9 protein-coding genes and 1 pseudogene are annotated in these 13,065 nt (G+C 72.7%); 8 read left to right on the forward strand and 2 right to left on the reverse strand.

From position 1 onward, the window contains the following. The coding region (locus VIU94_RS25810) for a polysaccharide deacetylase family protein (protein ID WP_331914624.1) at positions 1-759 on the forward strand (759 nt) is incomplete at its 5' end. Positions 760-810: 51 nt separating this feature from the next. Here the strand turns inward: VIU94_RS25810 and VIU94_RS25815 are convergent. Beyond that, positions 811-1,488, reverse strand: coding sequence for an AIM24 family protein (locus tag VIU94_RS25815; RefSeq protein WP_331914626.1), 678 nt, complete (start codon positions 1,486-1,488; stop codon positions 811-813). Between the two features lie 72 nt (positions 1,489-1,560). Between VIU94_RS25815 and VIU94_RS25820 the strand changes: the two genes are divergently transcribed. From VIU94_RS25820 to VIU94_RS25830, 3 genes are all read left to right on the forward strand, one after another. Beyond that, on the forward strand, positions 1,561-2,316 hold the full coding sequence (locus VIU94_RS25820) for a peptidyl-tRNA hydrolase (protein WP_331914628.1): 756 nt from the start codon (positions 1,561-1,563) through the stop codon (positions 2,314-2,316). A 125-nt stretch (positions 2,317-2,441) separates the two neighbouring features. Then, positions 2,442-4,262 carry an eCIS core domain-containing protein gene (locus VIU94_RS25825; protein ID WP_414721014.1) on the forward strand — a complete coding sequence of 607 codons (1,821 nt, stop codon included), beginning with the start codon at positions 2,442-2,444 and terminating at the stop codon, positions 4,260-4,262. Positions 4,263-4,275: 13 nt separating this feature from the next. Further along, on the forward strand, positions 4,276-5,880 hold the full coding sequence (locus VIU94_RS25830; protein WP_331914630.1) for a hypothetical protein: 1,605 nt from the start codon (positions 4,276-4,278) through the stop codon (positions 5,878-5,880). Positions 5,881-6,102: 222 nt separating this feature from the next. Here the strand turns inward: VIU94_RS25830 and VIU94_RS25835 are convergent, their stop codons facing one another. After that, the gene (locus tag VIU94_RS25835; RefSeq protein WP_331914632.1) at positions 6,103-7,422 is read right to left on the reverse strand and encodes a COG1470 family protein; all 1,320 of its coding nucleotides are present in this window, start codon (positions 7,420-7,422) and stop codon (positions 6,103-6,105) included. 169 nt (positions 7,423-7,591) lie between these two features. On the opposite strand from VIU94_RS25835, the gene VIU94_RS25840 reads away from it, so the two are divergent. The 4 genes and pseudogenes from VIU94_RS25840 to VIU94_RS25855 form a co-directional block, all read left to right on the forward strand. Then, entirely contained in the window at positions 7,592-8,248 is a 657-nt protein-coding gene (locus VIU94_RS25840; protein WP_331914634.1) for a helix-turn-helix transcriptional regulator, read from the forward strand. A gap of 175 nt (positions 8,249-8,423) precedes the next feature. Next, positions 8,424-11,582 carry a hypothetical protein gene (locus VIU94_RS25845; RefSeq protein ID WP_331914636.1) on the forward strand — a complete coding sequence of 1,053 codons (3,159 nt, stop codon included), beginning with the start codon at positions 8,424-8,426 and terminating at the stop codon, positions 11,580-11,582. Next, positions 11,579-12,286, forward strand: coding sequence for a Pvc16 family protein (locus tag VIU94_RS25850; protein WP_331914638.1), 708 nt, complete (start codon positions 11,579-11,581; stop codon positions 12,284-12,286). The genes VIU94_RS25845 and VIU94_RS25850 overlap by 4 nt, the downstream gene beginning before the upstream one ends. Positions 12,287-12,321: 35 nt before the next feature. Then, a pseudogene (locus VIU94_RS25855) lies at positions 12,322-13,065 on the forward strand (ATP-binding protein); the annotation flags it as partial.

Here is a 13,065-nt window from a genome sequence, read left to right on the forward strand (position 1 = left end):
GGCACGCCCTCCGCCGGCGCCGCGCCCGGGCCGGGGACGGCGCGCAAGGCACCGCCGACGATGGCACCCGGGCCCGGCGGGCTCACCTCCGTATTCGAGCGCGGCACCGCCTCGTCCGGCAAGGTCGTGGCGCTGACCTTCGACGCCGACATGACGGCCGACCAGGGGCCGCGCGCCGCGCGGGGCGAGCACTTCGACAACCCGCAGCTCATCGCCACCCTGCGCCGCCTGAAGGTGGACGCGACCGTGTTCATGACCGGCCGTTGGGCCGAGGAGTACCCCGACCAGGCCCGGGCCATCGGCAACGACCCGCTCTTCGAGATCGCCAACCACTCGTACAGCCATTACGCCTTCTCCTCGCCCTGCTACGGGCTGCCGACCGTGGCGGGCGGCGAGATGGCGGCCGACGTGCGGCGCGCCTTCGACGCCTTCCGTACGGCCGGGGCGCGCAACGTGGTGCCGTACTTCCGCTTCCCCGGCGGCTGCTACGACGACGAGGCGCTGCGCGCGCTCGCCCCGGCGAAGGTGACGGCGGTGCAGTGGGACGTGGTCAGCGGCGACGCCTTCGCGAAGGACCCGGACGCCGTCGCCGACCAGGTCCTCGCCGGCGTGAAGCCCGGCTCCCTGGTCGTGATGCACTGCACCCGCAGCGCGGCCCCGGTCACCGAGCGGGCGATCCGCCGCATCGTCCCCGAACTGCGCACCCGCGGCTACCGCTTCGTCAAGGTCTCGGACCTGATGGCCGGTGCGGCCTCCTGACGCGACGAACCGGCCCCGCCTCGGCGGGGCCGGTTCGTCGCAACCCGGTGCCTAGTTGGCCGAGAGCTTCTGCGGGGTCAGCTCGCTCGGGCGGACGATGACGAAGCCCTCGCCGTCCAGGCGCAGCTGGACCGCCTCGCCGGAGCCGCCGCGGATCATCGAGCCTATGGACTGGGAGCGGTGGAGCGAGGTGTTCAGCGCGGCGCTCCAGCCGACGACCGCGTCGGTGTCGACGAAGACCGGGGCGTGCGGGGCGACGGGGATGATGATCGGGCTGCCCTCGCAGACCAGCGCGATCTTGCCGTAGCCGGTGAAGAAGCTGTTGAACAGCCCGCCGCCGGTCATGCCCGCGCCCTTCACCGTACGGATCTCGTAGGCGAGGGTGGGGTCGAAGCAGAGCACGTTGCGGCCGTTGATCGACAGCGAGTCGCCCTGCTCCATCTCGACGATGAAGCAGTTCTGCGCCTCGTGCGCGAACCACGCCTCGCCCTGGCCGCGCACGGCCATCAGCGGCAGGCCCTCCCCGGTGACGGCCCGCTTGAGCATGCCGCCTATGCCCTGGCTCTTGCGCTCGAACTGGAGATTGCCGCGGAAGGCGATCATCGCGCCCTGTCGGGCGTGCATCTCCCCGTTCACCGCGTACTTGACGGACTTGGCGTTCTGCAGGGTCATCCCGGGTGCGGTGGCCTGCTGCGCCAGATTGTCTGCTGCAAAGAGATCGCTCTTCATGTCGGGCATCCTGTCCCGGAATTACCCATTCCGGCAAAGGGCGACCGATCCGGGCGGTGGCAGACTTGCGGCGTGAGCACCGAAGACACGTCGAACACCCCCGCCGAGGCCGCCGCCGAGGCCCCCGTCGACACCCCCGCAGATCCCCGCGACGAGGCCCCGCAGTTCGTGCTGCCGCTCGTCGTCCGCATCGAGAAGGACGCGCCCCCGGCCCGCACCGACGCGCTGGAGACCGCGGCGCGCGCGGTCCTGGAGATCCTCGCCGACGAGCGCTCGAACGGGGACGGCGAGTGGGCCGAGGCGATCCACGACTGGCAGGACGCCCGGATCCGGAAGGTGGTGCGCCGGGCCCGCGGCGCGGAGTGGCGACGCGCCGCCACGCTGCCGGGCATCACGGTCACCGGGGAACACGCGGAGGTACGGGTCTTCCCGCCGGTCCCGCTGGACGGCTGGCCCAAGGAGCTGCTCAAGCTCCAGGTGTCCGGCACCGACCTGGACGACCCGGCGGCCCCCGGCGAGCCCCGGCCGGGCGCGGCGGTGCTGTGGCTCAACCCGGAGCTCGACATGTCCGCGGGCAAGGCGATGGCGCAGGCCGGGCACGGCGCGCAGCTCGTGTGGTGGCGGCTGTCGGACGCGCAGCGCAAGGCGTGGCGCGCGGCCGGGTTCCCGCTGGCGGTGCGGACCGCCCCGTCGCCGGAGCGCTGGGCGGAGCTGACCGGCAGCGGGCTTCCGGTCGTGCGGGACGCGGGCTTCACCGAGATCGCGCCGGGCTCCTGCACGGTGGTGGGCGACTTCCCGGGCGTCCCCGTCCTCGACGCCGACGTCTGACCGGAGCGCAGCCGGTGCAGGACCGATGGCCCCGGCACTGCCCTTTCGTACCTGTCCCCGTGGCGACGGCCACCGGTACACAGACGTACGGGTAGGGGCAGTGGCCGTCGACGGGGAGAGGTCTCGTGCGCGCGCAGGCGAAGGACCGCAGCGGTTCCACCGGGGAGCGGGCAGTCGGGCCCGAACGCGCGTCCGGGGCCCGGCCGCCGCAGTCGCCCGTACCGGCGGCGCGTGGCATGTCGCCCCGGCAGGCCGGCGAGCTGCAACGACGGATCGGGAACACGGCCGTGTCCCGGCTGGTCAAGCAGGAGCGGCATGAGCACGACGCGTCCTGCGACCACGACCGGGACGCGGCGCCGGTGCAGCGATCGAGTGTGCACGAGGTTCTGCGGGGTTCCGGCCGTCCGCTCGGGGACGGGCTGAAGACGGAGATGGAGGACCGCCTCGGCGCGGACTTCTCCGATGTCCGCCTCCACACCGGGGCGGCGGCCCAGCGGTCCGCCGCCGAGATCGGGGCGCGGGCCTACACCTCCGGCAGCGACGTCGTCATCGGAGCGGGCGGCACCGACAAGCACACCCTCGCGCACGAGCTGACGCACGTGATCCAGCAGCGGCACGGGCCGGTCTCCGGTACGGACACCGGTGCGGGCCTCTCGCTGTCGCACCCGTCCGACGCCTTCGAGCGGGAGGCGGAGGCGAATGCCGTACGGGTCATGGCGCGGCGGCCCGGGCCGGAGCTCCGGGACGGGCCGGCGGCACGACCCGGCGCCGGCGCGCCCGTGCAGCGCATGCTGGGCTTCGAGACCGAGGTCAGCCTCCCCGTGGAGGACGGCGAGGGCAAGAAGTACGCGGGCGACACCGACCTGGCCAAGAGCACCAAAGAGGACTTCAAGGTCGTCTCCGACAAGCGCGCGCTGAACAACGGGGGCGAGTACTCGAACATCGAGTTCGTGACCGGAGCGGTCAGGGTGGTCGGCTCGAAGAGTGAGGACGGGCCCGCGGCGCTGGACCGGCTGGTCGCCGAGATCAGGACGGTGAGCGAGGGGTTCTACCGGGCGACCGACAAGACGCGGCTGCAGGACATGCCCCTGGACCTTGAGGTCCTTCGCGAGGGAGAAACCGCCCGGGTCGCCCCGGGCCTCGGCTACCCCGAGTACGCCGGGGCGCAGGGGTACGGCGACGGCCTCTTCGTGCACTACTCGGTCGGTGTGCCGCTGAGCGGCATGCCGCTGTTCTTCGATCACCTCCGGGCCGCCGCTCCCGTCGCAGCGGGCGTGCCGAACCGCCGCGCCCGTTTCCGGCTCACCCAGGCCGGGAGTTTCGCCGCGGACGTCGTGGACCTGTACGAGAAGGATCAGGCCGCCGAGAAGAAGCGGAAGCGGCTGGACACGGATGCGCTCAACGGCTACTGCCAGCTGTTCTTCATGCAGGTCGCGGCCGTGGCGGACTATCTCGCGCAGGACGAGGACAGCGGTCAGATCAAGAATCTGACGGCCGTCCTCTCCCGGTCCAGGCTGAGCGACGTCCGGAGTCTCCTCGAGCCCGAGTCACAGAGTTTCCTGGGCGCCAACAGCAATGACCTCATCACCCTTCTCTCGGAGTACCAGGAGGACTCCGGGGACGGCCAGAAGCTCGACTTCCGCGAGGAATCCACGCGACAGATCGACAGCGAGCCCGTGTCCCTCCTCGCGTTCGCCGAGTCGGGGCTCAAGGGGACTCCCGCCGTGGACCAGCAGAGCGTGTTCGGCGGCATGAACCAGATCGCTCCGCACGAGGAGGAGGGGGCCACGATGGTTCCCTTCGAGATTCGCACGATGGGCGCCCTGATGAAGACCTGGGACGAGCTCAAGGCCGAACTGCACAGCCTCGCGAGCTGGGCCGAGGAGGCCTACCAGCACTCCCGTACGCAGGCCGGCGACACGAGCCGCCGCCGGACCGGTTCCTGAGAGGGCATCCCCCATGCGCATCCCCGCCCACGACAAGGCCGCAGCCGGTACTGCCAAGGACCGCGCCCCCGGATCCCGGCAGACGAGTCGGGCCGAGGACCGGCCCGCCGCCCCTCCCGCGCCGCCGCTGCTGGCGCTCCAGCGGACCGTCGGCAACGCGGCGGTGACGCGCATGCTCGGCGCACCCGCGCCTGCCTCCGGCGAGCGGGTGGTCGTCCAGCGCAAGGGGCACGACGAACTCGGTCCCGCGCTGCCGGCCGATCCACCGCGTGCCGCAGGGATGTTGGGCCGGTTCAAGGCGTTCACCCGTGCGCAACCGGAGCCTTCGGACCCCCTGATCACGAAGATTCGGACGGACATCACCGCCTACGACAACGACCCGAACCGCGACCCCATGCACTGCCTGATGTCCCTGATGAGGCTCCAGGTCGACATCGCCCCGGCCGCGGACTCCGCGACCGGGGCCACACAGCCGTTCCTGTCCGCCGCCCGCAAGGTCGTCGAGGACGAACTGGACGTGGTGCGGGGCCAGATCACCCGCGACGACAGCCTCCCCCGGGAGGCCCGGCAGCCGTTCAAGGACATGACCGACAAGGGCATGCTGTGGCAGCGTGACGACTGGGCCGACAGCGCGGCCGTCTTCCACATGAGCGGGGCAAGCTACTTCCGCGAACTGTCGGAGCTCAACCGCAAGGGGATGTCCAAGGAGATCAAGCAGGACCAGGGCTGGGTGGAAGGCGTCAGGACCAGGCTGACGGCCGCGCTCCAGGGGAGCGTGCTGACCCACTACACGGGCAGGTCGCGGGCCGAGCAGATGCTCGCCCAGGGGCAGATGAAGTCCAAGACCGAGCTGCTCCGGCAGAACCCCGACGCGCCGAACAACTCGGAGGCGTACGACAAGCACGTCCTGGCGAACGAGGGCTTCGTGTTCTTCTTCCTGGAGGTGCCGGGCAGCCCGTTCCGCGACACGCGGTTCGGCGGCGACGAGCCGGCGCGAATCGAGATCCCACTGGCCTCGTCCCCCTTGATGAGCCAGGGCTGGCTGATGCTGAGCGACTTCGCGCAGCGCGAGTACCCCACCATTCGTGCGAAGCCCGGGGACCCGGCGCAGACCCAGAGCAGGCTGCCCACGCGCGAGGACACCGGATCGCCCGAGTTCTCGCAGCTGGTGCGGAAGTTCGACGTGGGGGCAGCGGCCGCGTCCGACGACATGGACTGGACGAAGCTCACGGAGGAGATGGGCGGGGAGCAGGACGCGGAGCGCAGGGGGCAGATCCTCTTCGCCACGACCCAGGCGTTGTCGGACCCGCACAGCACGATGACCTACGGCGAGGGTCCGCAGGCCCAGGTCCACGCCGAGCGGCTGCGGTCGAACACCCTGATGGGACAGGACATCGTGCCGGGCCTCGCGGAGCGGGCGATCGTGGAGATCCAGCGCCTCGGCCAGGTGAATCCGGAGCTCGCGGAAGAGCTCAAGAAGATGTCCGGCGACGCGCTGATGAGGTACCTCCTCAAGGACCTCCTGCGGCCGCAGGCGATGCTGCCGAACACGGTGGACCTCGGCTCCGCCAGGGTGGTCCTGGCCTCCGGTCAGCAGGTGGCGGTCCCGACGACCTGACATACCGAACCACGGTTGGGTATCGGATTCAGCCCACTTCTTGCACCTTCAAGTATCAACGGAAGGGCCGGAGTCCGCCGTCGAGGCGCACTCCGGCCCTGGAACACATGGCCGAGACGGGGATCTCTGGTCGATTCTCTGCGAAGTCGCTTTCCGGACAAGGCGGGAGAAGGCCCGTTTGCGCCGGGACAGAATCGACCAACGATGTATGTGCCACGTGGTTCACCTGAGGTCGCTGAGTACTCCGCTCACGTTCAGAACCTCGTGGCATCCCTGGGCCCGACGCCCGGTGGCGGGGGTGCCCGGCTTTGCGCAGGTCACCTGGACGGTCACCGTCTGGCTCTCCGTGATTCTGATGGGGGTGACCCAGTGGTAGTCCTGGTTGCGGAACGTCTCGAGCGCGATCGTCGTGATCTTGCGGTCACCGAAGTCGATGGTCACCACGCCCTCGTCGCCCTGGAAGTTGGCGACAACGATGTCCGTGATCCCGAACGCCTTGCCCGCGGGCACCACGTACGTACCGGTCTTGCTCTGCCCACTTGCGGTCTGCAGGTCGATGGTGGCCGAGCTCTGCGCTCCGCCGGCGTCCCCGCCGGACCCGCCGCCTCCGCCTCCGCCCGTCCCGGGCGGGTCGCTCTTGCCGCCGCCGCCCGGCTTCTTGTCGCCGCCGGTCCCCGGGGGCTGGTTCGCGTCCGCGGTGGGCGTCGGCCGCTTCTGGACCACCTCGTCGGCGGCCTCCTTGGCCGTGCTGCGCACGGCGGGGCGCACCAGCAGGAACCAGGCGAGCAGCAGCGCGAGCAGCGCGGCGAGGACCGCGAGCAGCCACCGCGGGAAGATCGGCATCTGGACGAACTCCGCGTCCAGCGGGGCCCGGACGACGCCCGGGTCCTGACGCTCCTCGGCGTCCTCGCCGTCGCCGGTCTCGGCGACCGCCACGGTGAACGGCCACGTCGTCTCGGTCCCGAACCACACCGGCCGGCCGGTGCGGAGCCGCAGCCCCGCCTCCGCCGACTCACCCGGCTCCAGCTTCAGCGTCGTGGGCCGGAAGTCGAACTTCAGCTCCTCGCCCGGCTGTCCGGGCGTGAACCCCAGCTGTACCGGGGTGTTGCCCTCGTTGCGCACGGCGAGCCGGTAGCGTCCGCGGAGCCAGCCGCGACGGCGCCGGGGCGCCAGCTCGGTGCGCAGCTCCCGGAACTCCTCGATGTGCACGGTGGTCTCGGGGACCCGCACCGCTTCCGGGTACTCGGCCGGCAGGACGCGCACGCCGAGCGGCACGTCTCCGGCCCGCACCTGCGAGGAACGCGGCGGGGCCAGACGGATCGTCACGGTCTCCGAGGTGCCGGGGTAGAGGGAGATCCCCTCCGGTTCCACCGTGGTCCAGGCCGCGCAGTCGCCGACGACCTCCAGGCGGTACGCCTCGACGATGTCGCTGTCGTTGCGGACGGTCAGGGTGGTGGATGCGGTACCACCCGGCGTCACCGACACCCGCGGGATGTCGAGGCCGGGCGCGCCAGGGCTGGGAGAGGCTGCTGGGGACGTCACACCACGACGCTATGACGGCGCCCCGGCCCCCTCCACGGACGCGAGGGCAACGCCCCGGGCAGCGCAGATGCCCCTACGGGCTTCTCTCAACTCCCCGTCTGCAACGACCCGTTGATCCCGGCCCCCCGCATCGGGGGGCCTTGCGCCTCACGGAAGAGGTACCCACACCATGCCCCGCGCTCATAAGAACGGCGGCCCGGACCGGCGGGTCACCGCGGCCGTGTACGCGTCGGACCCGGTCCTGCACGTCGGGATCGTCCACCAGCTGCGCCAACGCCCCGAGATCGAGCTCGTCGACGACGCCGACGCCCAACGCGCGCAGGTGTCGCTCGTGGCCGTGGACACCGTGGACGACGAGACGGCCGCTCTGCTGAGCCGACTGCGGCTCAACTCCGGCACGCGCACCGGGCTCGTGGTCGGCACGTTCGAGTCCGGGGACGCCTTACAGCGCGCCATCGAGTGCGGGGTCACCGCGGTGCTGCGGCGCGCCGAGGCCGACCAGGACCGGCTCCTGCGGCTGGTCCTGGCGATAGCCAACGGCGAGGGCGTGCTGCCCGGCGACCTGCTCGCGAAGCTCCTCGACCACGTCGGCAGCCTGCAGCGCTCGGCGCTCGACCCGAACGCCGCATCCCTGTCCACCCTGACCCCGCGCGAGGCGGACATGCTGCGCCTGGTGTCGGAGGGCCTGGACACCGCGGAGATCGCGCGCAAGACCTCGTACTCCGAACGGACCGTCAAGAACGTGCTGCACGAGGTCATCACGCGGCTGCAACTGCGCAATCGCACCCACGCGGTGGGCTACGCCCTGCGCAACGGGCTGATCTGACCGTACGGCGGAAGCCGGCGGCCCGGCCGGGCCTGCGGTTCGCCCCCGCCACTGCCCGAAAGCGCACCGGTGCTTCCCCCGAGTGCGGCCCCGTGGCCCTGCCCGTCCGCAGGCCCCGGGCCGCAGAGTGGCGGGGTTCTACGTGATGCTGCACCGGACTGTGAGGTGGACCGTGATGAGCACGGGTGGCTCTGGCGGTCGGCGACACCGCTGGGGGAGGGTCGGCGCGCCGTTGCTGCTGCTGATCCCCTTGCTCGGGGTGACGGCGGCCACCGGACCGGACGACGCAGAGGCGGGACCCCGGGCGGCGGCCGAGGCGGACGACGCCGGTGAGAGCCGGATCGCGTACGCCGGCACGCGCCACCGCAGCCTGGGCCGGGTGGCGTCCGGCGCCTCCAGCACCCCGTTGTTCGGCGAGGGCCCGACCCATCTGGACGTCCAGCCCGCGGCGCTCGGCGACCAGTTGGTCTTCGCCAGTCGCCGCGACGAGAAGAATCCGCAGGTCTATCTGCGGGCCGCGGACGGCTCGGTGCGCCGGCTGACCAGCGGCCGGGACGTGGAGAACCCCCGGCTGACGCCCGACGGCAAGGCGGTCGTCTTCGACTCGTCCGAGTCCGCCGCGGCCGGTGGCCGGCAGCGCGACCTGTGGCTGGTACGCACCGACGGCACCGGACTCACCCGGCTGACCGACACGCCCGCGAACGAGGCGTGGCCCACGGTCTCGCCGGAGGGCGGCAGGCTCGCGTACTCCAGCGACCGAGACCCGCTGGCCGGGCCGCAGGTCTACGTACGCCCCCTGGACGGCGGCCGCGCCACCCGCGTCACCGACCCCGCCGACGGCAAGGCGACCGAGCCGGTGTGGAACCCGGTCGACGACGCGGAGAACCGCGACCTCATCGCGTACACCGCCACCGGACAGGCCGGGCCCCGCCTGCGGTGGACCGACGGGCGCGCCAACGGGCCGCTGCTCGCGGGTGCGCAGGCGAACTGGCGTACCCACAGGGCAGCCTGGCTGCCCGACGGGGACGGTCTGCTCTTCCTCAGCCCGGACCGCACCTGTGACTGCGTGGGCGACTGGGACCATGTCTTCCAGGTGCCGGCGCACTCGGCGGACCCGCCCAAGGCAGTGCTCAGCGAGGACCGCGAGGTCGGCTCGCCCACCTGGCTGGGGCCGCTCGACGGCGGTGGCGTCGTGGTCGACCGCACCTCTGCGGACGGGCCGCACGTGGTGACCCTGCAGGACGCCCGGCTGGACGGGACCGACCCTCGTGACCTCGGCCTACCTCTCCTGAAGGAGGACCCGGCGGCCGACACCAACACCGACCCCGCCAAGGACCCGCTGTTCCAGCCGGCCGCCGGGTCCGACCCGTGGACCGAGCGGCAGAACTACACGCCCGACGGGCGCAGGATCGTGGTGACCCGCTTCGAGGGCCCGCCCGGGGCGCGGATCCAGCGGATCTGGACGGTGGACGCCGACGGCTCCAACCGGGCGCCGCTGCCGCTCGCGGGCCGCGGCGAGAAGGACTGGGACACCGACCCGACGTTCTCCCCGGACGGCAAGTACCTCGCCTTCACCCGGACTTCGCCCGGCGGCGTCGGCCCGGCCGCGGGGCCCAGCCGGATCCTCGTCGCGGACGCGGCCACCGGCGCGATCACCGGCGAGGTCACCCCGCCGGCCGGGCAGGTGCAGGGCCAGGACGCCCAGCCGACCTGGTCCTCCGACGGCACCACGCTGGCCTTCACCCGTAACCATGTGATCAACGGCAGTGGCGGCAACAAGCACGTCTGGACCGTGCCCGTGAACGAGCTGGGCCGGCAGCGCGACCTGAGCGCGGAGATCTGTCCGGGCAGCTGCGAGGTCATCGACGACAGCCCGGCGTTCTCCCCGGACGGGACCAGCATCGCCTTCAACCGCAAGAACGGCGCCGGCCGGATCGACGAGCAGAACGGCATCCTTCTGACGTCCCCGTCGGGTGACGACTGCCGGGTGCTGCTGCCGCCCGCCGCGCGCGACCTGCCCGGCGCCTGCGGCCGGGAGCTGCCGGAGGCCCCCGGTCCGTTCCAGCCTCGGGACGCCGCCTGGACGGCCGACGGCAAGGGCCTGGTGCTCAGCGCCCGCCCCGGCCGGGAGGTCAACTCCCCCGAGAAGCTCAAGCACCTGGACGTCGCGTCCGGCGAGCTCACCGGGATCACCACCGATCTCCCGGGCCGCCAGAAGGAGCCCGCCGTCCAGCAGTCCGTGGACCTCGCGGTCGAGGCGCCCGACACCGTGCCGCCGCTCACCGTCGGCGACTCCGCCGAGATCGAGGTGGACGTCGTCAACCACGGCCCGGCGGCCTCGCCCGGTACGCGGTTGACCGTCGCGCCCCCGACGGGCGTGAGCGTCACCGGGCTCGACGCGCCCGGCGCTGCCTGCGACGCGACGACGCTGACCTGCACCCTGGGCGTGGTGCCGCCCGGTACGACGATCCCGGTGACCGTCACCCTGACCGGCGTCACGCCCGGCGAGCAGCCGGTGGACTGGTCGGTCACCGGTGCCGTCCTCGACCCGCGGCCCAGTGACAACGCCGACCGGACGGTGGTGCCGGTGCGGGAGAAGCCCGAGCCCCCGACGCCAAGCCCCAGCCCGACGCCGCCGACCCCGACGCCCACGCCCCCGCCGCCGGAGCCGGAGCCGCCGGCGCCCGAGGCCGGTCCCGGGGTGACCGTCACGGCGCAGCCCAACCCGGGTTACGTGGGCGGGCGCGTGGTCGTCACGTACACGGTCCGCAACGGCCGCAACGCGCTTGCCACCGGCCTGCGGCTGCGCATCGGTCTGCCCGCCGGTGTGCCGGACAACGGGCCGCCGCCGGGCTGCGACCGGGACCGGGTGTGCGCCCTGCCGGACCTGCCGCCGGGCGCACGGACCGTCCTCCAGGTCGTTCTGAGCCCCAAGAAGGCGCTCACGAGCCAGGTCACGGGGCGCCTCACCACGAGCGGCACGGACGCCGACCTCCGCGACAACACCGCCCGGCAGCGACTGCGGATCCTCCAGCCGCGCATCGTCGCGGTGCCGGCGATCGGCAAGCCCGGCTTCGTCACCTCGGTGCGCGGCAAGGACTTCCCGCCCGGCGTGCCGGTGCGGTTCGCGTGGAAGCCGGGCATCACGGCGGCGGCGGCGCCGACGGTTCCGCTGCGGGACGGCACGTTCATCGGACAGCTGCTGATCCTGACCAAGGACCAGACGGGTCCCCGCATCATCACCGCGAGCGGCCCCGGCTTCTCCCCGGTGACGACCGACTTCCTCGTGGTCAGCGGCACGATCCAGCCGCCGGATGTGGTGACCCGCCGATGATCCACGAGGTGGACGAGGGGCTGCGCCGGCTGCTTGCCGATTCCGGCCTGGAGGCGTCGGGCGTCGAGGTGGTCTTCGACGCGCCGACGCGTGACTGGGCGGCCCGGCGCAGCGCGCCCACGGTCTGCGTGTTCCTGTACGACATCCGCGAGGACCACACCCGGCGCGGCAGCGGTGGGGGCGAGGTGTACGACGCGGACGGCTTCGTCGTCGCGCGCCGCACCCCGCCGCGCTGGTTCGAGCTGACATATCTGGTCACCGCGTGGGCGGGCAGGCCCCAGGACGAGCACCGCCTGCTCTCCCAGGTCCTCTCCACCCTCATCGCCACCGACACCCTGCCCCCGCACCTGCTCACCGGCACACTCGCCGACCTCGGCCTGATCGTGGCCGTGGACGCGGGCGGCACCGGCCTGGACGCCCCGGCGGCCTCCGACGTGTGGTCGGCCCTGGGCGGCGAACTGAAGCCGTCCCTGGGCCTGCGCGTACGCGCGCCCCTGGCAGGCATCAGCAAGGTCACGTCCCCGCCGGTCACCGAGGGCCTCGTCATGCGCTCCGTACCGCAGGCGCAGGGCGGCGTCCCCGACAGCGCGCGCCGACTGCGCTACACCGAGGCGAGCGAACCGCGCCCGGACGAGGGCTTCGGCGGCCCCCGCGAGCGCCGGCCCGCTCCGGCCCGCCGCCGGCGAGGGGAACGCCAGCCGTGACGCAGACGATCCGGTCAGCGCCTCCGGCGGGAGCGGTGGCCGAGGCGGAGGTCGAGGCACGGGCGCAGGACCCCGCCCCCTACCTCTGGACGCGCCTCCAGCTCATCGAGGAGCGGGTGCGGCGGGCCGTTGCCGTTCGGCGGGCCGTCGATCCCGATCCGGACGATCCGTACCGGGGTCAGTACCTCAGCCCCGAGGCGGTCGCGCGGATCCTGGACGCGGAACACGGGCCCTGGCCGGGCGCGTTCGCGGCGGCGGAGCCGCCGGCCGGGTCGGCGCTCGACTTGCTCGCCGTTCGCTTCGGTCTTTCGCCATTCGACCTCGATCTGCTGCTGGTCGCCATGGCGCCGGACCTGGACGCTCGATTCGAGCGGCTCTACGGGTATCTCAACGACGATCTGACGCGCCGTCGGCCCACGGTCGGGCTCGCCCTCGAACTGTGCGGGCAGACCGGGACGACGGGCGCGCGGTTCCGGCTCTCCCCCACCGCCCCGCTCGTCGCAGGCGGACTCATCGAGGTCACCGAGCCCGAACGGCCTCCGCTGTCACGAGTGCTGGCCGTTCCCGACAGGGTCACCGCGCACCTGCTCGGCGACGCCTCGCCCGATCCCCGCCTCGCCGACCTGCTCCGCGAGGCCCCCGAGGACCCGGCCGTCGACCCGGACGAGTTGCGCCGGGCCGCCGCCGCGGCCGGGAGCGGCACCCGCCATGTCCACCTGCGGTCCCATGGCGGCGATGCCGAGGGCCTGGCCGCCGCCGCCCTGCGCGCCGGCGGGCTC

This window comes from Streptomyces sp., assembly GCF_036566765.1.
In the GTDB taxonomy this organism is placed as follows: Bacteria; Actinomycetota; Actinomycetes; order Streptomycetales; family Streptomycetaceae; genus Streptomyces.